The sequence below is a fragment of the Shinella sp. 1A1 genome (assembly GCF_055379515.1).
Map to the genome: position 1 here is coordinate 1,089,124 of NZ_AP039671.1, position 26,302 is coordinate 1,115,425.

Annotated in this window: 26 protein-coding genes; 8 read left to right on the forward strand and 18 right to left on the reverse strand. The window is 65.7% G+C overall.

What is annotated here, in order from left to right; genetic code table 11:
* Positions 1-34: 34 nt before the first annotated feature.
* A complete protein-coding gene (locus ACZ48C_RS05350; RefSeq protein ID WP_424549295.1) occupies positions 35-502 on the reverse strand; it encodes a MarR family winged helix-turn-helix transcriptional regulator in 468 nt (155 codons plus the stop codon).
* A gap of 271 nt (positions 503-773) precedes the next feature.
* On the opposite strand from ACZ48C_RS05350, the gene ACZ48C_RS05355 reads away from it, so the two are divergent.
* From ACZ48C_RS05355 to secD, 4 genes are all read left to right on the forward strand, one after another.
* Positions 774-2,042: a metallophosphoesterase family protein gene (locus ACZ48C_RS05355; protein WP_464782404.1), complete on the forward strand. Its 1,269-nt coding sequence runs from the start codon at positions 774-776 to the stop codon at positions 2,040-2,042.
* 3 nt (positions 2,043-2,045) lie between these two features.
* Positions 2,046-5,528 carry an ATP-binding protein gene (locus ACZ48C_RS05360; RefSeq protein WP_464782405.1) on the forward strand — a complete coding sequence of 1,161 codons (3,483 nt, stop codon included), beginning with the start codon at positions 2,046-2,048 and terminating at the stop codon, positions 5,526-5,528.
* 165 nt (positions 5,529-5,693) lie between these two features.
* On the forward strand, positions 5,694-6,116 hold the full coding sequence (locus ACZ48C_RS05365; protein ID WP_464782406.1) for a hypothetical protein: 423 nt from the start codon (positions 5,694-5,696) through the stop codon (positions 6,114-6,116).
* A 105-nt stretch (positions 6,117-6,221) separates the two neighbouring features.
* Entirely contained in the window at positions 6,222-8,759 is a 2,538-nt protein-coding gene (gene secD, locus ACZ48C_RS05370) for a protein translocase subunit SecD (RefSeq protein ID WP_464782407.1), read from the forward strand.
* Positions 8,760-8,794: 35 nt separating this feature from the next.
* Here secD and ACZ48C_RS05375 read toward each other — a convergent pair whose 3' ends face one another.
* From ACZ48C_RS05375 to hutI, 9 genes are all read right to left on the reverse strand, one after another.
* The gene (locus ACZ48C_RS05375; RefSeq protein ID WP_464782408.1) at positions 8,795-9,919 is read right to left on the reverse strand and encodes an NAD(P)/FAD-dependent oxidoreductase; all 1,125 of its coding nucleotides are present in this window, start codon (positions 9,917-9,919) and stop codon (positions 8,795-8,797) included.
* 82 nt (positions 9,920-10,001) lie between these two features.
* Positions 10,002-10,955: a LysR family transcriptional regulator gene (locus tag ACZ48C_RS05380; RefSeq protein WP_318911366.1), complete on the reverse strand. Its 954-nt coding sequence runs from the start codon at positions 10,953-10,955 to the stop codon at positions 10,002-10,004.
* A gap of 240 nt (positions 10,956-11,195) precedes the next feature.
* Positions 11,196-11,972: an ABC transporter substrate-binding protein gene (locus ACZ48C_RS05385; RefSeq protein WP_318911367.1), complete on the reverse strand. Its 777-nt coding sequence runs from the start codon at positions 11,970-11,972 to the stop codon at positions 11,196-11,198.
* A 115-nt stretch (positions 11,973-12,087) separates the two neighbouring features.
* Entirely contained in the window at positions 12,088-13,074 is a 987-nt protein-coding gene (locus ACZ48C_RS05390) for an aldo/keto reductase (protein ID WP_464782409.1), read from the reverse strand.
* Between the two features lie 70 nt (positions 13,075-13,144).
* A complete protein-coding gene (locus ACZ48C_RS05395) occupies positions 13,145-13,723 on the reverse strand; it encodes a HutD/Ves family protein (RefSeq protein ID WP_464782410.1) in 579 nt (192 codons plus the stop codon).
* Positions 13,723-15,399 carry a urocanate hydratase gene (hutU, locus tag ACZ48C_RS05400; protein ID WP_464782411.1) on the reverse strand — a complete coding sequence of 559 codons (1,677 nt, stop codon included), beginning with the start codon at positions 15,397-15,399 and terminating at the stop codon, positions 13,723-13,725. The genes ACZ48C_RS05395 and hutU overlap by 1 nt, the downstream gene beginning before the upstream one ends.
* A gap of 16 nt (positions 15,400-15,415) precedes the next feature.
* On the reverse strand, positions 15,416-16,216 hold the full coding sequence (gene hutG / locus ACZ48C_RS05405; protein WP_318911371.1) for an N-formylglutamate deformylase: 801 nt from the start codon (positions 16,214-16,216) through the stop codon (positions 15,416-15,418).
* Between the two features lies 1 nt (position 16,217).
* The gene (gene hutH, locus ACZ48C_RS05410; RefSeq protein WP_424547210.1) at positions 16,218-17,753 is read right to left on the reverse strand and encodes a histidine ammonia-lyase; all 1,536 of its coding nucleotides are present in this window, start codon (positions 17,751-17,753) and stop codon (positions 16,218-16,220) included.
* A gap of 42 nt (positions 17,754-17,795) precedes the next feature.
* On the reverse strand, positions 17,796-19,019 hold the full coding sequence (hutI, locus tag ACZ48C_RS05415) for an imidazolonepropionase (RefSeq protein WP_464782412.1): 1,224 nt from the start codon (positions 19,017-19,019) through the stop codon (positions 17,796-17,798).
* Between the two features lie 112 nt (positions 19,020-19,131).
* On the opposite strand from hutI, the gene ACZ48C_RS05420 reads away from it, so the two are divergent.
* From ACZ48C_RS05420 to ACZ48C_RS05430, 3 genes are all read left to right on the forward strand, one after another.
* On the forward strand, positions 19,132-20,475 hold the full coding sequence (locus tag ACZ48C_RS05420; protein WP_464782413.1) for a formimidoylglutamate deiminase: 1,344 nt from the start codon (positions 19,132-19,134) through the stop codon (positions 20,473-20,475).
* A 31-nt stretch (positions 20,476-20,506) separates the two neighbouring features.
* The gene (hutC, locus tag ACZ48C_RS05425) at positions 20,507-21,313 is read left to right on the forward strand and encodes a histidine utilization repressor (protein WP_464782414.1); all 807 of its coding nucleotides are present in this window, start codon (positions 20,507-20,509) and stop codon (positions 21,311-21,313) included.
* A gap of 194 nt (positions 21,314-21,507) precedes the next feature.
* Complete coding sequence (locus ACZ48C_RS05430) at positions 21,508-21,780, forward strand: hypothetical protein (protein ID WP_119258714.1); 273 nt, start codon at positions 21,508-21,510, stop codon at positions 21,778-21,780.
* A gap of 139 nt (positions 21,781-21,919) precedes the next feature.
* On the opposite strand, the gene ACZ48C_RS05435 is transcribed toward ACZ48C_RS05430, so the two are convergent.
* The 8 genes from ACZ48C_RS05435 to ACZ48C_RS05470 all read right to left on the reverse strand — a co-directional run bounded on the left by ACZ48C_RS05435 (position 21,920) and on the right by ACZ48C_RS05470 (position 25,989).
* The gene (locus tag ACZ48C_RS05435) at positions 21,920-22,879 is read right to left on the reverse strand and encodes a tyrosine-type recombinase/integrase (protein WP_464782415.1); all 960 of its coding nucleotides are present in this window, start codon (positions 22,877-22,879) and stop codon (positions 21,920-21,922) included.
* A 145-nt stretch (positions 22,880-23,024) separates the two neighbouring features.
* On the reverse strand, positions 23,025-23,216 hold the full coding sequence (locus tag ACZ48C_RS05440) for a hypothetical protein (RefSeq protein ID WP_464782416.1): 192 nt from the start codon (positions 23,214-23,216) through the stop codon (positions 23,025-23,027).
* 2 nt (positions 23,217-23,218) lie between these two features.
* Entirely contained in the window at positions 23,219-23,515 is a 297-nt protein-coding gene (locus tag ACZ48C_RS05445; protein ID WP_464782417.1) for a hypothetical protein, read from the reverse strand.
* Positions 23,512-23,736: a hypothetical protein gene (locus tag ACZ48C_RS05450; RefSeq protein WP_464782418.1), complete on the reverse strand. Its 225-nt coding sequence runs from the start codon at positions 23,734-23,736 to the stop codon at positions 23,512-23,514. Before ACZ48C_RS05450 ends, ACZ48C_RS05445 begins: the two co-directional genes overlap by 4 nt.
* A complete protein-coding gene (locus ACZ48C_RS05455) occupies positions 23,733-24,329 on the reverse strand; it encodes a hypothetical protein (RefSeq protein ID WP_464782419.1) in 597 nt (198 codons plus the stop codon). Before ACZ48C_RS05455 ends, ACZ48C_RS05450 begins: the two co-directional genes overlap by 4 nt.
* Positions 24,329-24,769: a hypothetical protein gene (locus ACZ48C_RS05460; protein WP_464782420.1), complete on the reverse strand. Its 441-nt coding sequence runs from the start codon at positions 24,767-24,769 to the stop codon at positions 24,329-24,331. Before ACZ48C_RS05460 ends, ACZ48C_RS05455 begins: the two co-directional genes overlap by 1 nt.
* A gap of 87 nt (positions 24,770-24,856) precedes the next feature.
* Positions 24,857-25,150, reverse strand: coding sequence for a hypothetical protein (locus ACZ48C_RS05465; protein ID WP_464782421.1), 294 nt, complete (start codon positions 25,148-25,150; stop codon positions 24,857-24,859).
* Entirely contained in the window at positions 25,147-25,989 is an 843-nt protein-coding gene (locus ACZ48C_RS05470) for a Rha family transcriptional regulator (protein ID WP_464782422.1), read from the reverse strand. Before ACZ48C_RS05470 ends, ACZ48C_RS05465 begins: the two co-directional genes overlap by 4 nt.
* Here ACZ48C_RS05470 and ACZ48C_RS05475 point away from each other — a divergent pair.
* The gene (locus tag ACZ48C_RS05475) at positions 25,988-26,242 is read left to right on the forward strand and encodes a hypothetical protein (protein ID WP_464782423.1); all 255 of its coding nucleotides are present in this window, start codon (positions 25,988-25,990) and stop codon (positions 26,240-26,242) included. The genes ACZ48C_RS05470 and ACZ48C_RS05475 overlap by 2 nt on opposite strands.
* Positions 26,243-26,302: the final 60 nt, after the last annotated feature.

Here is a 26,302-nt window from a genome sequence, read left to right on the forward strand (position 1 = left end):
TCCCGGCCTTTTCCTTTCTCGTTGTCGTTCGGTCTTAGCCGACGACGCGCAATGAAGCCGCGGGCGCCGCCTCGGGCAGCTCGCTTGCGTTCCTGTCTCTTTCCCGTTGCAGCTCTTCGGTCTTGGCGCTGAGGCAGCCGATGATGTCCTTCAGATGCTGCTTCTGATCTTCGGTCAGAGCGTTGAAGATCGCTTCGATCGTCTTGTGCTGCGGCTGCTGGGCGGCCGAAATGACGGTCCGGCCCATATCCGTGATCGAGACGATCTTGGCGCGGCGGTCCTTGGGATCGGGCTCGCGTTTTACGAGCTTGTCGCGTTCCAGGCCATCAATCGCTTCCGTTACCGTACGGGGTGCGAAACCAAGCGCGCAGGCGATATCCGTCGACCGCTGCGGGCCCTGACATTCCAGAAGAAGCAGGAACTTGCTGCGGGCGAGCGAGACGCCTTCGTCCATCATGCACTCATTCACCAGGCGACTCACCTGATGGTAGAGTTTGAACATGCCTTGGGAGATTTCTATCGTGCTACTCATGAGGTGGAATATAGGTATTATGAGGGACCATGTCAAATGATCACGAAGTTTTTCGTTGAATTTGATCATAGATATTGAACGATCCCTGTAAATGCGAACTGTTCGGTAACAGGCGGTTTTTCTTGGCTCTTCTCGGTCTTTTTCGGGGAGGGGCGATTTCTTCCCTGCATAACCCGCCCATAAGGTCGCGGGCGCAGCCGCAAGCATTGACCGGGCGGGTGGCCGGGGCGATGGTCCGGCCATGCCATTCCGCTTCATCCACACGGCCGACCTGCATCTCGATTCGCCGCTCGCCTCGCTGGCGCTGCGCAATGCCGACCTCGGCGACCTCGTGCGCGGGGCGACCCGCAAGGCGCTGGAGCGCATCGTCGACCTTGCCGTCGCCGAGGCGGTGGATGCGGTGATCGTCGCCGGCGATCTCTACGATGGCTCGCAGACCTCCATGGCGACCGCGCTGTTCCTGATGGGCCAGATGCGGCGGCTGGAGGCGGCGGGCATCCGCGTCTATATCATCCGCGGCAACCACGATGCGCAGTCGCAGATCACCCGCGAGTTGACCTTCCCGCCCAATGTCCACGTCTTCGACGGGCGCGGCAAGCCGGTGCGCGCGGGGGCGCTGGAAAATGGCCGCGAGGTCCATGTCCACGGCGTCAGCTTCGCCAATCCGCACGCCCCCGCCTCGCTGCTCCCGACCTTCCGTGCGCCGGTGCCGGATGCGGTCAATATCGGCCTCATGCATACGAGCCTTGCCGGCGCGAGCCGGCACGATCCCTATGCCCCGGTGGGGCTTGCCGATCTTTCGGCGCACGGCTTCGACTACTGGGCGCTCGGCCATATCCACCAGCGGCGCGTCCATCTGGAAAAGCCCTGGATCGTCATGCCCGGCAACCCGCAGGGCCGCGACATCAACGAGAGTGGGCCGAAGGGCGTGACGCTCGCCACCGTCGCCGAGGACGGCTCGATCACCTGCGAGGAGCGCCACGTCGCCGTCGCGGTCTTCGAGCGGCTTTCGCTCGACCTTTCCGGCATCGACGACTGGAACGGCATGCTCGACCGCGCCGAAAGCCTGCTCGGCGCGGCGCGGGCGGCCGCAGGCGGCGCGCATCTCGTCGCCCGCCTTGCCGTGACCGGCGCGACACCGCTGGCCTGGCGCCTGCGCCGCGACGAGGACCTGCTGCTTGCCGAATTGCAGAACCTTGCCGCCTCGCTCGGCGAATGCTGGATCGAGGCGGTGGAGCTTGCCGTTTCCGTACCCGCTGCGGAAGCGGGCGCCGATGCCGGCCCGCTCGCCGAGCTGGCGCGCCTGATGCGCGAGGACGTCGTGGAAAACCATGCCTATCGGGAGGAACTGCGCGAGACGCTGGGCGATCTGCTGCGCCAGCTTCCGCGGGAGGCGCGCAGCCTTCTGGCTACAGACGAGGCGGAGGAGGAGACGCTGCTGTCGGATATCGCCCTTCAGGGCTCGGACGCCGTGCTCGCCCGCCTCGGCGGCGAGAGCGGGGGAGCCTAGCGCATGCGCCTCGACAGACTGGACCTCGTCCGCTACGGCAAGTTCACCGACCGCAGCCTGGATTTCGGCAGCGCGCAGCCGGGCAGGGTCGATTTCCACCTCGTCCACGGCCCCAACGAGGCGGGCAAGTCGACGCTGTTTTCCGCCTATCTCGATCTCCTCTTCGGCATCGAGAAATCGAGCGCCTACGGCTTTCTCCATCCCTATGCGCTGATGCGCATCGGCGGCGCGCTCTCCATCGGCGCGCAACGGCACGAGGCCTATCGCCTCAAGAAGAACCAGGGCTCGCTCGTCACGGCCGACGACCGGGCGTTGCCGGATGGGCTCTTCGCCTCCGTGCTCGGCGGGATGGACCGCAACGCCTATCGCACCATGTTCTCGCTGGACGACGAGAGTATCGAGAAGGGCGGCGAGGATATCCTGAAGAGCGAGGGCGAGCTCGGCTCCATGCTGTTTTCCGCCAGTTCCGGCCTTTCCGACATGGCCTCCGGCCTTGCCGCGCTTAAGGCGGAAGCCGACGACTTCTACCGCCCCTCCGGCCGCAAGCACGGCCTGTCGGTCCTGAAGGCGGAAATCGAGGCGCTGGCCGCCGAGCGCAAGGCGCTCGACGTCGCCGCCCGCGATTATGGCCAGCTCGTCCGCGACCGCGATGCCGCGATCCAGCGCCATGAGGAGGCGACGGCCGCGCGCGGAGAAGCGCGGGCAGCGCTTGCGCAGGCGGAGCGCAGCCTTTCCGCGTTGCCTTACCTTCATCGCCTTCGCGCGTTGCGTGCGGAGCTCGGCGGCTTCGATCTCGGCGACGCGCCGCCGCCCGCCTGGCGCATGCTACTCGGCGAGCTTGCGCGCGAAGAGGCGGAGATCGCCGCGCGGGCCACGCGCGTCGTCGACGAGCGTGAGCGCCATGTGGCGGAGCGCGCCGCGCTTGCCGAAGACCTTGCCATATTCGCCGCCGAGGCCGATATCGCCGCGCTTTCCGGCTCGGCGCTGGAGGCCCGCTTCCGCACCGCCGCCATGGACCTTGCCGCCCGCGAGGCGGACCGGGGCCGCGTCGCCGCGACCATCGCCGCCGGCATCGCCACGCTGGGCCTTTCCGCCGAGGCCGATCCGCTCGAAATCCTGCTGCCCGCCGGCCTTGCCGAACGGCTCGGCTCCCTCCTTTCGCGGCGGGTGGCGCTTGCCGAGCGGTTCGAAGCCGCCGGGCGGGAGCGCGCGGAGGCGGAAAAGACCCTCGCTGCCATCGGCGACGGGGCCGGCAGCGCCTCCGACGCGGAAAGACAGCGCGACGAGGAGGCCCAGTCGGCCCTCGGCGCCATCGTCCGCGCCGCCCGTGCCGGCGATCTGCCCGCCCGCCTGCGCGAGGCCCGGCGCCTTGCCGCGCTGGCACGGCAGGAGGCGGATGGCGCCCTGTCCCGCCTCGCGCCGTGGACGGGCTCCGCGGCTGCGCTGGAAGCCGCCGCCGCTCCGGCAACGGACGAACTGGAGCGCCTGCGCCGGCAATCCGACGCGGCGGCCGATGCTTTGAACCGGCAGCGGGAACAGGTCGCTACGCTGGAGCGCGATGTCGCCGCCGCAAGGGCAACGCTCGATGCGCTTCGCAAGGCGACGGGCGCGGCGGGGGAGGAAGAAGCGGCCTATCTGCGCGCCGCGCGCGACGCGGCCTGGCAGGCGCATCTGGCGAAAATGGACGTGCCGTCCGCCGGGACCTTCGAGGCGGCGATGCGCGAGGACGACCGCGCGACGGAAGCGCGGCTGCGCAATGCCGACCGCCTGTCGGAAATCCGCGTCCTCGAACGCACCGTCGCCGAAGGCGTGGCAAGGCTCGAAACCCTCAGCGCCGAGACGCTGCGGCTGGAACGGCAGAAGGCGGATATCGAGGCGGAAACCTCCGTCCTTGCCGTCCGTCTCGGTCTCGCGCCGCAGACCTCCCTTGCCGATGTTGTTTCCTGGCTCGAACGCCGCGCCGTGACATTGGAGAAACTCGCCGTGCTTGCGCGGCAGGAGACGGAGGCGGCGCTTGTCGCGCGGGAAACGGAAGACGTGTCTTCGCGCCTCTCCGCCCACCTTCCCGAGGGGCTGGCGAAGGATGCGGGCTTCGACGAGACCCTTTTCCTGGCAGAGGACAGGCTGGAGGCGCTGAAGACCGCCCGCACCGAGCGCCTTGCCGCCGCCGAGCGCCTTGCGCGCGCAAAGACGGATGTCGAAGCGCGCGGGAAGGCCATGGATGAGGCCGCAAGCGCATTGGCGGCATGGCAGGAGGTCTGGAACGCGGCGATTGCCGGCACGTGGCTTGCGAGCGGCAGCGTCCCGGCCGATCCGGATCGCCTCTCGACCCTGCTGCCCGCCTTGCAGGCGCTTGCCCAGAATGTCGAGCGGCAGCGCGAACTGGAGCACCGCATCGCGGCCATGCGCCGCGACCAGGAGGATTATGCCGGCCATGCGGCCCGACTTGCCGATCGCCTGGCCGACCGCCTGACGGAACCCTTCGACCCCGCCGATCCTCTGGCGACCGTCGCCGGGCTCGCAAACCGCCTTGCCGCGGCGAAAATGGTCCGCGACCACCGCGAGGCCATCGACAAGGCGCTCGCGCGGCTTGGCGAGGAGGAGAGGGCGCTGGACGAGCGCCGTGCGGTGCTTGCCTCGCGCCAGTCGGATATCTTTGCCTTTCTCGGCTGCGAAAGCCTGGCGGAGGCGGAGATCCTGCTCGAAGCCTACCGCAAGCGCGACGAGGTGCGCAGCCGCGCGGAGGATGCGGCGCGCGATCTTATGCAGCAGATGCGCGCGGAAACGGTCGACGAGGCCGAGGCGCTTCTCGCCGCCGTCGACGAGGACCAGCTTGCCGCCGAGCGGGGTGACCTTTCGGCCCGGCTGGACGAACTGGACCGGGCGGTGCAGGAGCAGCACCTCGCACGGGCGAAGGCCGAGGAGGCGCTCGCCGCCATCGCCGGCAGCGACGCGGCGGCGGCGCTGGAGGAGCGGCGGCGCACCGCGCTGGTCGATCTCGCCGAAAGGTCGCGGCGCTATCTTTCGACGCGCGCGGGCATCATGGCCGCCGAACAGGCTCTTCGCCTTTACCGCGAGCGCCATCGCAGCGCGATGATGGAGCGGGCCTCGCACACCTTCCGCGACATTACCGGCGGCGAATATGCCGGCCTTTCCACGGTGCTGGAGAAGGACAGCGAATTCCTCGTCGTCAATGCCGCCGCGGGCAGCTCGAAGCTTGCGCGGGACCTTTCCAAGGGAACGCGCTTCCAGCTCTATCTCGCCCTGCGCGTCGCCGGCTATCACGAGATCGCCGCAAGCCGCGAGATCGTGCCCTTCATTGCCGACGACATCATGGAAACCTTCGACGACCGGCGGGCGCTGAACGCGCTGCGCGTCATGGGCGGGATGGCAAGAAGCGGGCAGGTGATCTACCTGACTCACCACCAGCACCTGAAGGAGCTTGCGCGGGAAGCCTGCCCGGACGTCACGATCCACGAACTGTGACGGCTGAAACGGCCCGGAAGCGGCCGGAATGGGCGCCGCGAACTTGACTTGCCGGGGGTTAAATGTTTCTTGGCGCACCATCGGCAATGCCCGCGCGGACTGCTTCGCGCGGCGTTCCGCCCGGCAATTCCTCCATCGGGAATTGCGGGAAGGCTAAGGACAGGCATGACGACCGGAACAGGCAAAGAGGCGACGATCTGGGAGCGGGGTTTTGCACCCGTCGGCTTCCTCGTGCTGCTTTTCACGCTGTTCTTCTCGCAGTTTCCCCTTGCGGGCGATGCGGGAACGCCGGGCCATCCACAGCGCGCTGCGGCTGAAGGCGGTGTCGCGCCGTCGCCGCTCTCGCCTGCCGGCGAGGACCTCTGGTTCCCGGCCGGCAGCCATGCGGAACGGCGCGTCGCCAAGGCCAAGACGGGCCTTGCGGACGGCGATTCCGCCGGCAAGGCGCTCCTGCCGACCGCGAGCGCGCTGCTCTATCCCTTTGAAACCGCGTCCGTCGTCGTCTTCCAGGCGGCGGAAGATGCGGCGCCGGCATCGGCCGGCAGTGCTGCCTTCCGCAGCCGCGCGCCTCCGGCTTTTGCCGCCTGAGGCCCCCCGGCGTTAACACGCCGCGCCATTCGATTGAATTCCGATCCCACGGTCGGCGCCGGCCTTTCGGTCGCGCCGTTCCGGCAGTTGAAGTGGAACAACCCCATGAAAACCTCCAAATGGGCATTGTTTGTCTCCGCCGCCATCATCCTCTTCGGGATGCTCGCGGCCGTGCCGAACGTGCTGACGCCTGAGCAGCAGGCGAAATACGGGCACTTCCTGCCCTCCAATCCCGTCACCCTCGGCCTCGACCTGAAGGGCGGCTCGCACCTCGTCCTGGAGGTGGATTCCGCAGCGCTCCGCAAGGCGCGCATGGACGTGCTGCTCAACGATACCCGCGCGATCCTGCGCACCGCCGGCGAGCGCGCCTCGGCCGCCCGCCTCAACGGCACGACGCTGACCGTTACGCTGCCCGACCAGGCGGCGCTCGACAAGGTGCTGCCGGAAGTGCGCAAGCTCGCCGCGCCCACCTCGACGCTCGGCTTCGGCGCCGGCTCGTCGGATATCGATGTCGCGACCAGCGGCCTCCAGATCAACGTTACGCTGACGGAAGCCGGCATCAACGAGCGCATGTCGGCCGCCGTCGAGCAGAGCCTCGAGATCATCCGCCGCCGCGTCGACCAGGTGGGCGTTGCCGAGCCGCTGATCCAGCGTGTCGGCGGCGACCGCATCCTCGTCCAGCTTCCGGGCCTGCAGGACCCGACGCGCCTGCGCCAGCTTCTCGGCTCGACCGCGCAGATGAGCTTCCACATGGTCGACCAGACCGTTGATCCGAACGGCGTCGCCCCGCGCGGCGTAATGATCCTGCCCGGCGCCAACGACGGCCGCAAATATGCGGTCGAGGAGCGCGTGGCGATCTCCGGCGACCGGCTCGCCGACGCCAAGGCCGGCTTCGACCAGCGCTCGAACGAGCCGATCGTCTCGTTCAGCTTCGATTCCACCGGCGCGCGCCAGTTCGCGGAAATCACGCAGGCCAATGTCGGCAAGCCCTTCGCCATCGTCCTCGACGGCAAGGTGCTGACGGCGCCGGTCATCCGCGAGCCGATCATCGGCGGCCAGGGCCAGATCTCGGGCAACTTCAACCCGCAGGAAGCGACCGTCCTCTCGGCACTGCTGCGCTCGGGCGCCCTGCCGGCGCCGCTCACCATCATCGAGGAGCGCACCGTCGGCCCGAATCTCGGTTCGGACTCGATCCGCATGGGCCTTTATACGGGCTTCGCCGGCCTTCTCGCCGTCGTCATCCTCATGCAGGTGCTCTATGGCGCATGGGGCCTCATCGCCAATCTCGGCCTCGTGCTGCACACGATCCTGACGATCGGCGTGCTGGGCCTGCTCGGCTCGACGCTGACCTTGCCCGGCATCGCCGGCATCATCCTCGGCATCGGCATGGCGGTGGACGCCAACATCCTGATCAACGCCCGTATCCGTGAAGAGACCGCGGGTGGGGCAGGGGCCATGAAGGCGCTCGACGTCGGCTTCAACAAGGCCTACGCCACCATCGTCGACGGCAACATGACGACCATGGTCGGCATGATCCTGCTCTTCATGTTCGGCTCGGGCCCGGTGCGCGGCTTCGCCATCACCATGATCATCGGCCTTGCGATCTCGATGTTCACCTCGATCACCTTCGTGCGCTTCCTGATGCGCGAGGCGGTGATCGTGCGCAAGATGAAGAAGATCGATATCCATTCGCTCTTCGGCAAGGTCTGGGAAATCCCGACCTTCTCCTTCATGCGCGGCCGCTACATCGCCATCGCCATGTCGGCCTTCATCTCGACGAGCTCGATCATCCTGTTCTTCACGCCGGGCCTCAACTACGGCATCGACTTCGTCGGCGGCATCCAGGTCGAGGCGACCTCCAAGTCGCCCATCGACCTCGCGACGCTCCGCAAGAAGATGGAGGACCTCAACCTCGGCGAAGTGGCGCTGCAGGAATTCGGCCAGGGCACGTCCGTGCTCGTGCGCGTCCAGCGCCAGCCGGGTGGTGAGGCCGAGCAGACCGCGGCGCTCCAGGAGATCCGCAACGGCGTTGCCGAGATGATCCCGGACGCCAATTTCGAGCGCACGGAAGTGGTCGGCCCGACGGTCAGCACCGAGCTGGCGCGGTCCGGCTTCCTCGCCGTCGGCCTCGGCATGGTGGCGATCCTGATCTACATCTGGTGGCGCTTCGAGTGGCACTTCGCGGTGGGCGCCATCGTGACGCTGATCCTCGACATCACCAAGATGATCGGCTTCTTCTCGCTGATGCAGATCGATTTCAACCTGACGGCCATCGCCGCCGTGCTGACGCTGATCGGCTACTCGGTCAACGACAAGGTCGTGGTGTACGACCGAATGCGCGAGAACCTGCGCAAGTACAAGTCGATGCCGTTCTCCGACCTCATCGACCTGTCGATCAACCAGGTGGTCATGCGATGCATCTTTACCTCGCTCGCCGTGGCGGTCTCGCTGCTGCCCATGGCGATCTGGGGTGGCGACACGGTCAAGCCCTTCGCCTGGCCGATGCTGTTCGGCGTCGTCGTCGCGACGACCTCGTCGATCTATATCGGCGGCCCGATCCTCCTGTTCCTCAGCCGCTGGTGGAAGGATCGCGACACCGCCCGCGCCACCGGCGCAGCCGGCAAGCCGGCTGCGGAAGCGTAAAGCAGAACGGGCGCCCATTGGGCGCCCGTTTCGTTTCAGGGGAAGCGTGCGGGACTGAAGGTCTCGGCCCCGATGCCCTCGCGGGCGAGCGGCTCCGGCACCGGGCTTTCCGTGAGGAGGGCTGCGGCAAGGCTGCCGAGGGCGGGCGAGGTGAGGATGCCGTAACCGCCCTGGCCGGCGAGCCAGAAGAAGGACGGCTCGTCCTGAGCCGGCCCGACGACGGGCAGGCGGTCGGCGGAAAAGCTGCGCATGCCGGCCCAGCTTCGGAAGACGCGGCGCACGCTGAGCGTCGTCGCCTCCTCGACATAATGGGCGGCATAGGCGACGTCGATTTCCTCCGGCTGCACGTCGGCGGGCTCGCAGGGCGTGGCGTCGGCCGGCGAGGCAAGCAGGCGGCCGCCTTCCGGCTTGAAATAGAACGTGTCCTCGATCTCGTTCATTTCCGGCAGGCTGCCCGCATCCACGCCCTCCGGCAGGTCGACCGTGACGGCGGTGCGTCGGTGCGGCACGATGCCGAGGGGCTTGACGCCAGCACGTTCGGCGACCGTATCCGCCCAGCCGCCCGCCGCGTTGACCAGCACGCCGGCGGAAAGGGTTTCGCCATTGGTCTCGATCAGCCACCGGCCGCCGTCCCGTCGGGCGCCGGTGAAGGGACGCCTTTCGAGGACCTGCGCGCCGTTGTGCCGGGCGTGGCGGGCATAGGCCTGCAGGAGCGCGTCCACCTCGATGTCCCAATAGTCCGGGTCGAAATAGGCGGCCGCGACATAGGCCGGGTTCATGATGGGCGCGCGGGCAAGAAGCGCAGCCTCGTCCAGCCACTCGACGGCGACGCCGAGCGCCTTCGTCTGCTCGAAGCGTTCGCGCACCAGCGCAGCCTTGTCCTCGGCGCCGAACAGGATGCTGCCGCGTGCGACGAGAAGCGGCACGGCGGCAAAGCCCTCCGGCGGGCTTATCATGAAGGCATGGCTGGCGCGGGCCAGCGCGTTCACGAGGGGGGCGTTGTCGCGCAGGGTGAATTCGGCGGCCGAGCGGCCGGTGCTGTGGTAGCCGAGCGCTTCCTCCCGCTCCAGCACCACGACGGAGCGGTGCGGGCTCAGGAAATAGGCGAGCGACAGGCCGGCAATGCCGCCGCCGATGATTGCGATGTCGAAAGTCTGCATGGCCGCCTCCGTCTGTTTGTGGAGAAAGGCCTACGAAAGCTGCCGATATTCTTCAAATTTATAGCGCTGAAGGCGGGTATCATCAGGATTGATGTGGCTCGCCCCAGCGCCAGACGGGCACGTCGGCGATATGGGCGAGGAAGGCGCGCTCGGCCGGGTTGAGCGCCGACCCGGGATTGGTGATGCGGAAGGTCTCCGTCACCGGCAGGTCGTCATAGGGCGGCAATTGCCAGAGCTCGCCGGCGGCCAGCGCCGGGTCGGTGAGGTGGGCCGGCAGCATGCCGATGCCGGCATTGGCGACGACGAGGCGCAGCACCTCCTCGACGTTGAAGGCCAGCGCCCGCACCTGCTGGCCGAAGGAGCCGACGGCACGCACCGCCGTCACCGGCCCCATATGCGGCCCGCCGAGCACGTCGGCGAGGAAGCTGACATAGGGCTCGCCGCGCAGATCCTCCAGCCGCGCGTCGCGCCTGCCGAACAGCCGGTGTCCGCGCCCGCAATAAAGCGCATAGCGCTCGAAGCAGAAGGGCACCTTGTCCAGCCCCTCGGGAATGATGCCGTCCGAAAGGCCGAGCGTCGCGACGCCCCGCTCGACCGAGCGGATCACGTCCGTCGTCGTCTCTACCGTCACGCCGACGGTGACGCGCGGATGCAACCGGAAGAAATCGGCGATCGCCCGGTCCCATTCCGGGTTCATGGCATGGCTGACGGCGTGGATGGTGATGTGCCCGGCAATGTCCTCGCCGGAGGGTTCCATCGCCTCCGGCAGGCGCACGATGGCGGTGAAGATGTCGCGGCAGAGCGCATGGAGGCGCTCGCCGGCCTCCGTCAGCTCGAAGCGGCCGGGGCTGCGGTCGATCAGCCGGTGGCCGACCGATTGCTCCAGCCGTTTCAGCGCCATGCTGACGGCCGGCTGTTGCAGCAGCAGCCGGTTCGCCGCCCGCGTGATCGAGCCTTCCTCCACCACGACGACGAAGGTGCGCAGGAGGTTCCAGTCGAGATTGTGGGCGAAGCGTTCGAGGCGGTTGATCGGCATGCGCCTAGCTAGGACGGCGGGGCGGGGGAAGGCAAGGGCTCTTGCCATGCGCGGCCGGGCTGCCCCTCATCCCGCTGCCGCGACCTTCTCCCCGCAAGCGGGGAGAAGGGGAATGGTGCACTGATTTCCCCAAGCAACTCCGGCGGAGAGGAAGGAAAGCGGTTCCGCTTGTTTCCTTCTCCCCGCCTGCGGGGAGAAGGTGGCCGGCAGGCCGGATGAGGGCGCGCTACGCCCCCACGCTTACTTCATCGTATAGATATCGATCGAGAAGTACTTGTCGTTGATCTTCTGATACGTCCCGTCCTCGCGGATGGCCTTCAGCGCGGCATTCAGCTTCTCGCGCAGGTCGTTGTCATCCTGACGCACGGCGATGCCGACGCCTTCGCCGACGAATTTCGGATCGGTGATGGGCTTGCCGATCAACTCGCAGCAGGCCTTGCCGTCGTCGTTCTTGGTGACCCAGTCGAGCAGCGGGATCATGTCGCCGACCTGCAGGTCGAGACGGCCGTTGGCCATGTCGAGGTTCACCTCGTCCTGCGTCGGGTAGAGCTTGATGTCCGCGTCCGGATAGACGGCGGCGGCGTAGTCGGCCTGCGTGGTGCCGGACTGGGCGCCGATGGTCTTGCCCTTCATGCCTTCATTGGTGAAGTCGGTGATGCCGGAATTCTTCGGCGCGGCATGGGTCATGGCGGCAAGATAGTAGGGGTCGGTGAAGGCGACCTGCTTCTTGCGCTCCTCGGTGATGAACATCGAGGCGATGATCATGTCGTATTTCTTGGCGATGAGGCCCGGAATGATGCCGTCCCAGTCCTGGCCGACGACTTCGCATTCGACCTTCATCTTCTCGCAGAGCGCAAGGCCGATCTCCACGTCGAAGCCGCCGAGCTTGCCGGCCGAATCCTGGAAGTTGAAGGGCGGATAGGCGCCCTCCGTGCCGATCTTCAGCGTCTCGGCGGATGCGGCGGCCGAAAGCAGGGTGGAGCTTGCGAGAGCCAGCGCAAGAAGCATTCTTTTCATGGTTGTTCCCCAGTTGTGATTGCGAGCAATGGGGAACGGTAGCGCGGGGCCGCGCATAAACGAAATAGATAGCCATAATGTTGGCTATCATTTCAGTTTATGCGCTTTGCCTGTTTTACCAGCGCTGGTGGACATGCGGTGCGACGAGCCGCTCATAGACCTCGCGCGTCGCTTCCATCACGTTTTCCGGGATGGGCGGCAGGCTCGCAGCGGCGGCATTGGCCTTTGCCTGTTCGCCGTTGCGCGCGCCCGGGATGACCACGCTGACGGCATCCGCCATCAGGATCCAGCGCAGCGCGAAGGCGGCCATGCTCTCGCCGGCCGGCACCAGCGCGCGGATTTCCTCGACGGCTTGCAGGCCCGTCTCGAAAGGCACGCCGGCAAAGGTCTCGCCCACGTCGAAGGCATCGCCGTTACGGTTGAAGTTGCGGTGGTCGTCGGCGGCAAACGCGGTGTCGCGCGTGATCTTGCCGGAGAGCAGGCCGCTTGCCAGCGGCACGCGGGCGATGATCGCGACCTTGCGGCGGGCGGCCTCCTGGAAGAAGAGCCGCGCCGGGCGCTGGCGGAAGATGTTGTAGATGATCTGCACGCTGACGACGCCGGGATATTCGATGGCCTTCAGCGCTTCCTCGACCTTCTCGACGCTGACGCCGTAATCGGCGATCTTGCCGGCGGCCTTGATCTCCTCCAGTGCCTGGAAGACCTCGGGACGGTAATAGACTTCGGTCGGCGGGCAATGGAGCTGCACGAGGTCGAGGCATTCGACGCCGAGATTCTTCAGGCTGCGGTCGATGAAAGCTTCGAGATTGGCCTTGTTGTAGCCGTCGGCGACATGCGGGGAGAGCCGGCGGCCGGCTTTGGTCGCCACCATCGGGCGTTCGCCGCCACGTTCCTTCAGCACGTCGGCAATGATCTTTTCCGAACGGCCGTCGCCATAGACGTCGGCGGTATCGATGAAGGTCATGCCGGCATCGAGCGCGGCGTGAAGGGCGGCGCGGCCATCCGCTTCGCTGACGTCACCCCAGGCGCCTCCGATCTGCCAGGCGCCGAAGCCGATATCCGTGGTGGTGAAGCCCGTACGGCCGAATGTGCGATGTCTCATGAAAATCTCCCGGCAAAAATGCATTTGCCGGGAGGTAACATTCCAGGACGGGACGGACAAGGAACGCCGGTCAGGCCGGCGTGATTTCGACGAGGTAGAAGGCGGCGCTTGCGCCCGCCGGCACCACTTCCGCCTCCTCCGTGCTATCGAGCACGAGGGCGTCGAGTGGCTGGAGGCCGAGGAGGCCATCCGCCGTGGAGACGCCGAGCGGTTCGAGCGCCAGCAGCAGACGCTGGCCCGACGATGCCGGGAGCGCCTTCGCGCCTTCGGCGACGTGGTGCGCGAGGCTGTGCCCGAAAACACCGCGCCGCGTCATCACGTTGAGGTCGGTGATCGGCCCGCCGGGAAGGCGTGCCGTGGTCGGCGCATCGGCCGGGAAGGGGAGCGGTGCGGACTTTGGTGTCAGCAGCCTCTCGCCAAGCCCTTCGATGGACAGTTCCATGCCGTCGCCCGTAAGCACCGCCAGCGTGCGGTCGATGCCGGGAAAGACGGAGAAGGGACCGTCGCTCGCCACGCCCGCCATGCTGACGCGCCAGCCGAAATCCGAAAGGCTTGCGCCTTCCGGATGGACGATCACCTCGACCGTCTCGCCGCCGCCGTTCTTCCACGGCATGCGGCGATGATCGGCGTTGCGGAGCAAGAGGCTCATCAGTTGCCCAGGATGCCCGGCAGGCGCAGGCCCTTTTCACGGGCGCAGTCGAGCGCGATGTCGTAGCCCGCATCGGCGTGGCGCATGACGCCGGTCGCCGGGTCGTTCCACAATACGCGGCCAACGCGCTTGGCGGCTTCATCCGTGCCGTCGCAGCAGATGACGACGCCCGAATGCTGCGAGAAGCCCATGCCGACGCCGCCGCCGTGGTGGAGCGACACCCAGGTCGCGCCGGATGCGGTGTTGAGCAGGGCGTTGAGCAGCGGCCAGTCGGATACGGCGTCCGAGCCATCCTTCATCGATTCCGTCTCGCGGTTCGGCGAGGCGACGGAACCCGAATCGAGGTGGTCGCGACCGATGACGATCGGAGCCTTCAGCTCGCCGTTCTTGACCATCTCGTTGAAGGCGAGGCCGAGGCGGTGGCGGTCGCCGAGGCCGACCCAGCAGATGCGCGCCGGCAGGCCCTGGAAGGCGATGCGGTCCTTCGCCATGTCCAGCCAGTTGTGCAGGTGCTTGTTGTCGGGCAGCAGCTCCTTCACCTTGGCGTCGGTCTTGTAGATGTCTTCCGGATCGCCCGAGAGAGCGGCCCAGCGGAACGGACCGATGCCCTTGCAGAACAGCGGGCGGATATAGGCCGGCACGAAGCCCGGGAATGCGAAGGCGTTTTCGAGGCCTTCTTCCTTGGCGACCTGGCGGATGTTGTTGCCATAGTCGAAGGTCGGGATTCCCATGTCCTGGAAGGCGATCATGGCTTCGACATGCTCGCGCATGGAAGCGCGGGCGGCCTTTTCGACGGCCTTCGGGTCGCTTTCGCGCTTTGCCTTCCACTCGGCCATCGTCCAGCCCTTCGGCAGGTAGCCGTTGATCGGGTCGTGGGCGGAGGTCTGGTCGGTGACCATGTCTGGGCGGATGCCGCGGCGGATCATTTCCGGCAGGATTTCGGCAGCGTTGCCGAGCAGGCCCACGGACTTGGCTTCGCCAGCCTTCGTCCAGCGGTCGATCATCGCCATGGCTTCGTCGAGCGTCTCGGCCTTCTCGTCGATGTAGCGGGTGCGCAGGCGGAAATCGATCGAGTCCGGGTTGCACTCGACGGCAAGGCACGAGGCGCCGGCCATGACCGCGGCGAGCGGCTGGGCGCCGCCCATGCCGCCGAGGCCGCCGGTGAGGACCCACTTGCCCTTGAGGTTGCCGTTATAGTGCTGGCGGCCGGCTTCCACGAAGGTCTCGTAGGTGCCCTGAACGATGCCCTGCGAGCCGATATAGATCCACGAGCCGGCCGTCATCTGGCCGTACATGGCAAGGCCCTTCTTATCCAGCTCGTTGAAGTGATCCCAGGTGGCCCAGTGCGGCACGAGGTTGGAGTTGGCGATGAGAACGCGCGGCGCATCCTTGTGCGTGCGGAAGATGCCGACCGGCTTGCCGGACTGCACGATCAGCGTCTCGTTTTCTTCAAGGTCGCGCAGCGAGGCGACGATCTTGTCGAAATCGGCCCAGGTGCGGGCGGCGCGGCCGATGCCGCCATAGACGACCAGTTCGTGCGGGTTTTCCGCGACGTCGGGATCGAGGTTGTTCATCAGCATGCGCAGCGGCGCTTCGGTCAGCCAGCTCTTGGCGGTGCGTTCGGTGCCGGTGGCGGCGCGGACTTCGCGGATATTGTGGCGGGGATTGTCGGTCATGGCTGGTTCTCCCGGGTCAGCGTGTGAGGGTGGAGGCGAGCGCCTCGATGCGTTGCAGAATGTCTTTCAGGTGAATGCGCAGGCGTGCGGCCTTGTCCGCGTCCAGATCGAAGGGTGGAACCTCCGTGGACAGATGGCTCACCTGGGCGAGCTCCATCTGGATGGCGTGCACGCCGGTTTCCGGCTTGCCGTAATGGCGTGTCGTCCAGCCGCCCTTGAAGCGGCCATTGAGGATGCTGGTATAGCCTTCAGCCTTCGCGCAGACGTCGAACGTCGCCGTTTCGATTTCCTTCGCGCAGGTGCGCCCCATGTCGGTGCCGACGTTGAAATCCGGCAGCCGGCCTTCGAACAGGAAGGGGATCAGCGAGCGGATCGAGTGGCAGTCGTAGAGGATCGCCACGCCGTGGATCGCCTTCACGCGCTCGATCTCGGCGGCGAGGGCCGCGTGGTAGGGCGCATGGAAATTGGCGAGCCGGTAGGCGATGTCGGCCTCGGTCGGCGTTTCGCCGTCCTTCCAGATCGGCTTGCCGTCGAAATCCGTCTCCGGAACGAGGCCCGTCGTGTTCTGGCCGGGATAGAGGCTGACGCCGGCCGGATCCCGATTGGCATCGATGACATAGCGGTGGAACGTGGCGCGCACCGTCGTCACGTCGGGCAGCAGGCCGTCATAGAGACGTTCGATGTGCCAGTCCGTATCCGCGAGGATGCGGCCATTGTCATTCAGGCGCTCCCGTATATCGGCAGGGACATCCGTGCCGGTATGCGGGAAGGCGAGAATGACGGGCGAGGTGCCCTGATGGGTTTCGAAGAGCGCCATGTCAGGCCTCCAGCACCGGCAGGATGCCCTTGGTGACGGAGGCGGCGAGCGCGCCCGAGGAGACGAACGTGCCGGCGGCGGTGAGGTCCGGGGCCATGTAGCGGTCTTCCTCCAGCGTCGGCACGACGGTGCGCAGCGCGGCGACGACCTTCTGCAACTCCGGGCTGGTGGTGAGCGGGGCGCGGAACTCGATGCCCTGGGCGGCCGTCAGCGCCTCGATGCCGATGATGGCGGAGAGGTTTTCCGTCATGCGCAGCAGGCGGCGGGCGCCGTGGCAGGCCATGGAGACATGGTCTTCCTGGTTGGCGGAGGTCGGGGTGGAGTCGACCGAGGCCGGATGCGACATCTGCTTGTTCTCGCTCATCAGCGCGGCCGAGGTGACTTCCGCGATCATGAGGCCCGAATTGAGGCCCGGCTTCTTGGCGAGGAAGGCCGGCAGGCCGAAGGAGAGGGCCGGATCGACCAGCAGCGCGATGCGGCGCTGGGCGATGGCGCCGATCTCGCAGGTCGCGATCGCGATCTGGTCGGCGGCGAAGGCGACCGGCTCGGCATGGAAGTTGCCGCCCGAAACCACGCTGTTGTCCGAAAGGACGAGCGGGTTGTCGGTCACGGCATTGGCTTCGATTTCGAGCGTATGGGCGGCCGAGCGCAGGAGATCGAGGCATGCGCCGTCGACCTGCGGCTGGCAGCGGATGCAATAGGGATCCTGCACGCGCTCGTCGCCGGTGATGTGGCTGTCGCGGATGACGGAGCCGGCCAGCAGCGCGCGAAGCGAGGCGGCCGCATCGATCTGGCCCTTGTGGCCGCGCAGCGTGTGGATGTCCGGATGGAACGGCGCGGAGGAGCCCATGGCGGCGTCGGTGGAGAGCGCGCCGGTGACGAGCGCGGCCTGCGCGGCGCGATGGGCGCGGAAGAGGCCGGCAAGCGCAAGGCCGGTGGAGACCTGCGTGCCGTTGATCAGTGCGAGGCCTTCCTTGGCGGCCAGAACGACCGGCTTCAGGCCGGCCTTTTCGAGGGCCTTGCCACCCGGCATACGGTCGCCGGCATAGATGGCTTCGCCTTCGCCGATCATGACGGCGGTCATGTGGGCGAGGGGAGCGAGGTCGCCCGAGGCGCCGACGGAACCCTGTTCCGGAATGACCGGGATGACGCCCTTGGCCTGCATGGCTTCGAGCAGACGGACGATCTCGATACGCACGCCGGATGCACCGCGGCCGAGCGAGATCAGCTTCAGCGCCATGATGAGGCGCACGATGTTTTCCGCGAGCGGTTTGCCCACGCCGCAGCAGTGCGACAGGATCAGGTTGCGCTGGAGCGTCGCGACATCGGCCGGTGCGATCTTGATGGAGGCGAGTTTGCCGAAGCCGGTATTGATGCCGTAGACCGGCTCGTCGCCGGCGGCGATTTCCGCGATGCGCGCGGCGGCCTTCTGGATGCCGGCGTCGAAGGACGCGTCAAGCTTGGCGGCTTCGCCGGTCCAGTAGATGGTTTCGAGGGTTTTCAGGGGCACGGAGCCCGGATGAAGCGTGATCGTCATGTTTCATTTCCCGATGCAGCGCACAGGCTGCGTATGATGTGATCAGTGTCCGCTGCGGATACGGGCATGCATGGGGTTGAAGCCCATGCGGTAGACCAGTTCCGCCGGCCGGCCGATGTTCCAGAGAACGAAATCGGCCCATTTTCCGGCCTCCAGCGTCCCCACCTCGTCGACCAGCCCAAGCGCGCGAGCGGCTTCGCGCGTCGTGCCGGCGATGCATTCCTCGACGGTCATGCCGAAGAGGGTTGCGGCCATGTTCATGGTGAGGAGGAGGGAGGTGAGCGGCGACGTGCCGGGATTGGCGTCGGTTGCGACCGCCATTTTCACGCCGTGCTTGCGGAAGAGATCGACCGGCGGCCTCTTGGTTTCACGAATGAAGTAGAAGGCACCGGGCAGGATGACGGCGACGGTGCCGGCCTTCGCCATCGCGGCGGCGCCCGCATCGTCGGTATATTCGAGGTGGTCGGCCGAAAGCGCGCCGTAGCTGGCGGCAAGTTCGGCGCCGTGCAGATTGGAAAGCTGGTCGGCATGGAGCTTGACCGGCAGGCCATGCGCCTTCGCGGCCTCGAAGACCTCGGTCATCTCGGCGGTCGAGAAGGCGATGCCCTCGCAGAAGCCGTCCACCGCATCGGCAAGCCCTTCGGCCGCGACGGCCGGCAGCATCTCGGTGACGACCTTCTTTATATAGGCCGTCTTGTCGCCGTTCATTTCCGGCGGCAGCGCGTGGGCGCCGAGGAAGGTGGTGCGCACGGTGACGTCGCGCTCGTCGGCGATGCGGCGGGCCGCGCGCAGCGACTTCAGTTCGTTTTCCGTGTCGAGGCCGTAACCGGACTTCATCTCGACCGTCGTCACGCCTTCGGCGATCAGCGCATCGAGGCGGGGCAGGGTTTCCCGCACCAGATCGTCCTCGCTTGCCGCGCGCAGCGCCTTCACCGAGGAGACAATGCCGCCACCGGCCCGCGCGATCTCCTCATAGGAGGCGCCTGCAAGGCGAAGCTCGAATTCATGGGCGCGGTCGCCGGCATGCACGAGATGGGTGTGGCAGTCGATGAGGCCGGGCGTGATCCAGCGGCCTTCGCAATCGATGCTCTCGGCCTTGGCGAACGTGGCGGGAAGCTCCGCCTCCGGACCCGCAAAGGCGATGCGCCCGTCGACGACGGCGATCGCGCCGTTTTCCACGATGCCGAGGCCGGGCAGGCTTTCGTTGAGCGTCGCGAGCCGGGCATTGCGCCAGACGCGGGCGATGTCGTTTTCCGTTGCCGTCATCGTGATTGCCTCTTCCCTGTGATGGAGATAATGTATATACATAATCACGTCGGACGCAAGAGCCATTTTTCGGATCGGCGTCAGGGGTGCACATCGGGAGAGGAGACCGGCCATGGCCGTCATTCATGCAAGGCAGGCGCTGCTGGCGAGCGGCTGGGCGAACAATGTCCGCATCAGCGTCGAGGGCGGGCGGATCACGGGAATCGAGAGCAGGGCGGCCGCGCCGGGCGACGAGCGCCACGACACCCTTGTCGCCGGCATGCCGAACCTGCACAGCCACGCCTTCCAGCGCGGCATGGCGGGCCTTGCCGAAACGCGCGGCCCCGGCAGCGACAGCTTCTGGAGCTGGCGCAATGTCATGTACCGCTTCGCGCTTTCCATGACGCCTGACGATGTCGAGGCGGTTGCCGCGCAGCTCTATGTGGAAATGCTGGAAGCCGGCTTCACCCGCGTCGGCGAGTTCCATTACCTGCACCACGACAAGGACGGCGGGCATTATGGCGACATCGCCGAAATGGCCGCGCGGATCGCCTCGGCCGCGTCCGAGACCGGCATCGCCCTCTCGCTGCTTCCCGTCTTCTATGCCCATGCCGGCTTCGGCGGCACCGCGCCGGGCGAGGGGCAGCGCCGCTTCATCAACGACCGCGATTCCTATGCCGCCCTTCTGGAGCGCTGCCGCGCCCTGACGGGTTCGTTGCCGGACGGCGTCACGGGTGTCGCCCCGCACAGTCTTCGCGCCGTCACCCCTGACGAGCTGAGCGCCGTCGTCACCATGGCCGGCGACAAGCCGATCCATATCCACATCGCCGAACAGGTGAAGGAAGTGGAGGACAGCATCGCCTGGTCCGGCCGCCGCCCGGTGGAATGGCTGCTTGAGAACCAGAAGGTCGACGGCCGCTGGTGCTTCATCCACGCTACGCACATGACGGATGCCGAAACGCTGGGCATGGCGAAAGCCGGCGCCATCGCCGGCCTCTGCCCGGTAACGGAAGCCAATCTCGGCGACGGCACCTTCCCGGCGCCCGATTTCCTCGCCGCCGGCGGCCGCTACGGCGTCGGTTCCGATTCGAACGTGCTGATCGGCCTGCCGGACGAACTGCGCCAGCTCGAATATTCCCAGCGCCTTTATCATCGCGCCCGCAACGTTCTGGCGGAGCCCGGCGGCTCGATGGGCCGCGCGCTGTTCGACGGCGCGCTTGTCGGCGGCGCGGCGGCGCTCGGCGTGGAAGCCGGTCTTGCCGCGGGCAGGGCGGCTGATTTCGTCAGTATCAAGGCCCGCCACGGCCTCGAACTTGCCGGCGACGGCCTGCTCGACGGCTGGATCTTCGCAAACGGTGCCGAAGTCGATTGCGTCTGGGTGAACGGCCGCAAGCAGGTCGAGGGCGGCCGGCACGTCGCCCGCGAAGCGGTCGGCCGGCGCTTCACCGCGACCATGCGGGCGCTCGCCACGGCCTGAGGCCGTATTGAAAGCCGACCGGGCCTTTCCTATGACTTTCCTGAGACCGGGCGAATCCACGCCCGGAGCGGAGGCGATCATTTCCATCGACGGGGACAGAACAGAGGTCGAGGCCAGGGAGCCTTCGCTGCACCGGCGCATCCTCGATGATGTCGAGGGCAAGATCCTGTCGGGCGAATGGCCGCCGGGCCACCGAATCCCCTTCGAGCACGAGCTGACCGAGCAGTATCAATGCTCGCGCATGACGGTGAACAAGGCGATCACCGAGCTGGTCAAGCGCGGCCTCATCGAGCGCCGCCGCAAATCGGGCAGCTACGTCACCCATCCGCACGCCCAGTCCGCGGTTCTCGAAATCCACGATATCCGGCTTGAAGTCGAATCGCTCGGGCTTCCCTATCGCTACGAGCGCCGCACGCGCCTCGACCGCGCGGCCAAGGCCGCCGACCGCCGGCTGATGGAGCTTTCCGATTCTGCCCGGCTGACGGATATCTCGGCGCTTCACTTCGCCGGCGCGCAGCCCTTCTGCCTGGAAGATCGCCTCATCAACCTCGAAGCCGTGCCAGAGGCCGCCGGAGAGACGTTCGAGGATGTCGCCCCCGGTGCCTGGCTGATCAGCCGCGTCCCCTGGAGCGCCGCCGAGCACCGCATCCGCGCCGTCGGCGCCGATGCCCGCGCCGCCGAACTGCTGGCCATCGCGCCCGGAACGCCCTGCCTCGTCGTGGAGCGCCGCACCTGGAGCGGTGGCCTTTACATTACCCATGTGCGTCTGACCTATCCCGGCGAAAAGCACGAACTCGTCGCCGAATTCGCCCCGACGCATCCCAAGCAGGTCGTCTGAACTCCGAGGGTGGACGGATACCCTCCGCTCTGTCACAAGGGATGCCAGAACGCGACTGCCGATAGTTTTAGATCGGGGTCGGGCGACCGATTGACGTCACGTCGCTGCCGCGAGATCACGCTGGCCGTTCTGATTTCACCATTTCGACCCTGCCGGATCCCGAATCCGGCTAGACGCCCGCAGGATCGCCCGCCATGACCAAGAAGCCCAAACTGGAGCATTCCGAGCTTTCGGGAGAATTCACGGAAGACGGCGTCACCGTGCTCGTCGACATCTCCCGCCCCGCCGGCACGCAGAACGACTGGAAGCTGGAGGTCGTCACCCAGAACGAAGACCTCTTCGAATGGGACGAACCCTTCGCCACCGACCGCGAAGCCTTCGACGAATTCCTGGCCACGATCGCAAGGGACGGCATCCATTCGTTCCTGGAAGACGACGAGGAAGAAGAACCGCCGACAACGCATTGACGAGGAGCTCCGGATCGGCCCGCACAGCCGGGCCGGTTACGGCAGGGAAGGGCAGCGCCAGAACGAAAAAAGCCCCGTTTTTACGGGGCCTGCGTGCGAATTCCGGAGGAAGAATGGTGGGCGATGAGAGCCCTAAATCTCATTTTTTCGCCTTTGTTTTTATTGCCTTTTTCGGGATAAATCCCTCACCTGTTTCAGGGTGAGGGGTTTTTATGTTCCCGATCTGATCCGCGACGATGCGGCTGGCCTCGATCCCGAGCCGCTTGCGGTCGACGCCCTTCGTGTAGATTTCCGCCGTCGAAATGTTCGTCCAGCCGTATTGGGCAAGAAGCTGATGGGTGGCCGCTCCGCCTTCGGCCGCGAGGGTGGCGCTCAGCTTGCGCAGGCCGTGCGCCGACTTCGTGACTCCGGCCTCGGTGCACTTGACGCGGAACCAGTTGCCGAAGCTTTCCTTGACGAAAGGCTTCCCGAGACTGTTCTCGATGAGGTGGAGACCGCGCCGCGGAGTGGTGTTGATCATCTTGAGCAGATCTTCGGATAACTCGACGGTGACACGCGCGCCGGTCTTGGCGGTGTCGATGGTAAGAACGCGGTCCTGAATGTGCTGACGGCCGACGACAACCACGTCGGATCGGCGCAGGCCGGCGAGAAGCATCAGCTCCATAGCCAGGCGCTCGGGCGTGCCAATCTTGTGCGTGGCCCGGAATTTCTTCACGTCGTCGACGGTCCACGCCGGGAAGCCGTCCGTCTTGTAGGCCGGCAGCTCGACGCCGATGGTCGGGTCGGCGGTGACGGCGCGCATTCTCTTTCCCCACCCGAACATGCCGCGCATCACCTTCAGGAAGTTCGCGGCGAGCGCTGGCGTCTCGTGGCGCTTGTCGACGGCTTCCTGAATGACGTCCTGGGTGAAACTGGTGAGCGCCGAGCGCGCGGCGTTCTTCAGCACCTTGTCCATGATCAGGCGCTGCTGTTTCTGCGTGGCGGGGCTGTACCCGGCCCACTTGGCGCTCTCGGTCGTGTAGCGGTCCCAAAGCCACTGTAGCGTGCCCTCGTAGACCTTCGGGACGGGCAGGGGCGCGCCCCCCGTCAGCGCGGCCATATACGCCGCCTTGAAGGTGGGGTCGGTCGGGGCGGGGAGGCGAACGCGCTTCCCTTTCCCAATGCGAAAATAGAAGACCCACTTTCCATGGCGGGTCTTCTGCTTGTGGACGTGAAGGGGAAGTTTCCGGGGCATTCTCGAACCTTCACAGGTCAGGGCGGGAATAGTCAATGCCCTCGTTCTTCGACTGCGCCGGCCGGGGCGCTTCCGTCGGGCAGGCCGGGCTGATCGAAACGACGGCATCGCCGACCTTGATGTCGATACGGCAGCCGGTGGCCTGCGCCACCTCGGCGGCGCGCAGCATGTCGTGCTTGCGGATAAGGGCTGGTGCCGACATGGTCAGTCCTCGCCGCTGGGAGCGCAGACGCGGCTGCTTGCCGTCTTCCGCCGATCGTTCTCCAGAGCCAAATAGAATGCCTTCAGCACTTTTTCGGTCATGGCTATGACCATGCCGGAGACGAAGAACAGCCGGTTGCCATCTTGCGCGTCGAGGAGGTAGCCGCCTGGCGGCGGACTATTTTCGAAATGCCTCCTGATTTCTTCCGTCAGCACATCGGTCATATTGACCGCGTCGCAGATCAGCGGATCAAGGTCGAAGTAATCGATCTCGGGTTCGACAGAGCTCAGGGTCGTCATGCTGAAACCTCCGCGTCATCCAGCTTCTGCCGGGCATCCATGATGACGCGCAGCGCGCCATGCGTGGCGAGCTCCAAGCAGTGCAGCGCTTCGTCGACCTCCACGCCATGAGGCTTGGTCTCCAACGCTGTGATGATGAGCTTGATCGTATTGAGGTGACCAATCGCGTCCAGCAGCTCGGAATTAGCCTCGATGATAGCGTCGTTTTGCTGCTGGCTCATACCACTGCCCTCCCATCGGTGGGGAGCAGCATTGAGGTGAGAAGGGCCTTCACCTCTTCGTCGTTGGCCTCGGTATCCTTGGTCCATTCGAGCAGGAAGCGTGCCTTGCGGTCCTGCTCGGCCGCATTGATGGGCCGGTAGGCGAAAATCTCGAGAACAATGCTGTCCACCACGTTGCAGGCGTCGAACTGCGCCTGCCAGATTTCGCCCGTTGCCGTGCCTGCTTCGATATGACCGTCGGTGATTACGATCTGCTGATCGTGAAGCTTGTCGGCCTCATGCTTCCGCTCGAACAGCGCTTCGAGCTGTGACGGCGAAGGAACGACATCAACGCCGGAGCCAGCCAATTCCCGAACGCGTGCGTCGAACTCCTCAGATCGGAAGCTCTGACCATCGTCGGTATCGGCGATATACATCATCGCCACGTCCTGCGGCGTGTGTGGATCGGCTTTGACGATTTCGTCCTGTAGGACCCGATAGCGCGAGGGTTCTCTTTCGAATTCCTCGTCTGATCTGTCGTCTGGCGGTCCATTCAGGATGGAGAGCCATTCGGCGAACATTTCGGGGATGGAACGGCGTGTGGTCTCGGACATTACGCGCCCTCCCGTACGTTCTCGTTGGTGAGGCCGACCAGGCTGAAGACGTTCGTCATGAATTCGTCTTCGTAATCGTTCACGCCGGCAACGGTATGGACGTAGAGCATCAGAACAAGGTCATGGAGCGTTGCCGGCCGGAGGCTTGAAATCTTCTGTCGAAGATCCTCGCACTGCTGAAGCTTCTGCTTCTCGACCTCTGGCGTGTCTTCGCCGATGATGCTCAAGCGCAGGGCCTGCCATTCCCTGAAAAGGCCGTCGACGGAAGCCTCGTTTCCGACGGGAATGTTGAAGCCCGTCATCACCGCATGGGCTTCCGAGCCGGAAGCGCAGATCGTGACGTAGTCGATGCGAGGGTCGAGGCCGTTCAGCAAGTCGGCGATGCGCCAGGACAGGCGGCGGACTTCATCATGCGGTGTTTCGTTTGTGGGGGCGGGCATAGCTTCGCCGGCTGCCTGAATCGATGTGTTCGGCATTGTGGTGTCCTCAGAGATGAAATCGGGGGAGGCGAGGCGCGCGGGGCGCCGTCAGCCTTGTTTGCGGTACTTGCTGATGGCCGACTGGAGCCGCTTGTGGGCGTTCGCCTCATCACGCTTGGCCTCGGTGAGGAGGTCGTATTCCGCCTCCGTCGCTGCCTTCATGCGCTCCATGTCGTCTGAGCCGGCTTCCATGCGGTCCTTGATGCGGTGCTCTGTCTTCCAGGCATCATAGGCGGCGCGGAGATCCCGCTGCGCCTTCTGGCGCTTCTGCTGGCAGGCTTCGACGGTCAGCGCGCGGTCGGCGATGCCGAGGAGTTCGATGATGGTCTTGGCGGTGGTCATTTCGTACCGCCTTTCACCAGCTTGAACCGGAATTCGATGAGATCGTGTTCGCAGAGCGTCGGCGTCACCTGACGGCACTGCTTGATAAATTCCCTGAAAACCGCGTTGACCTCGCGTTTCCAGTACCCGTAGTTGATCGTCCCGTCGGCATTTTCATGATGATTCCGGACGCCAAACTTCGGGCTGAGGGAATACGGGGACTTGTCCAGAACGATATTGATCACGTCAAAGGACAGACCGGTCATTTTGCGAATGCGTGGCCGCAGATAGGTTACCAGTTCCCCGTTCGGCGGGACGTCATCGAAGATCGTCAGCGTCTGTCGGATTTCTTCGACATCGGCACGAATTTCCGCAATGTCCGCGGCTTGCCGTGCCTCACGCCGCTCGCTGTCAGCGACCATGCGAAAGACCTGGGCGAGAGCTTCCGCCGTGGTCGGGATGGTCGGCTGGACATGCTCCAGCTCGGACAGCTTGTCGACGACACGCTTGCGGAGCTTGATGTCATAGCCGGTGACGAGGGTCATGGCATGTTCGCGGTCGAGAAGGATTTCGACAGTGGCGTTGCCGCTGCGAACGATCTCGAATCCGAGGTCGTACCAATTGGTACCGGGGCCATATCGCTTGATAAGAATTTCGTCCGCCTTCGACCTGATAGTCTCGGAACGCCTTGACGCGCCCTGGTCGCTGATCAGATCCGCGCAATAGAGTTCGACCAGCATACTGCGCGTGTCGCGCAGAACCGTATTGTGCCCTTTTTCGGTCAGGCGTGCGATTTCCTTCGTGGAGATGCGAACGGGTTTACCGCCCCCGCCGGGCATGGTATCGATGAGGGCGTCCATGTTGAGCTCCTACGCTTTCTGGACATTGATGGGGAAAGCCGCCTGCAAGCGGCTCATCATTTCGGAGACGGCGGTGTCTGAGGCTGCAACCTCATTCAGCCGCCGTTTTCACATCTACGGCGTTCAGGCCTTCGCGAACGAGACGGCGGATCACTTCGGATCGCGACCGGATTTTCCGGGCAAATCCCCAATCGTCGATTTCCGAGATCTCTGCTTTCGAAAAGGTGGTCCCGATACGCTGTTCATCGTTTGATCGCGCTTGCAGATCATTCATTGCACGCTTCCTTTCTTAACTGCACTGCATCTGCAATAC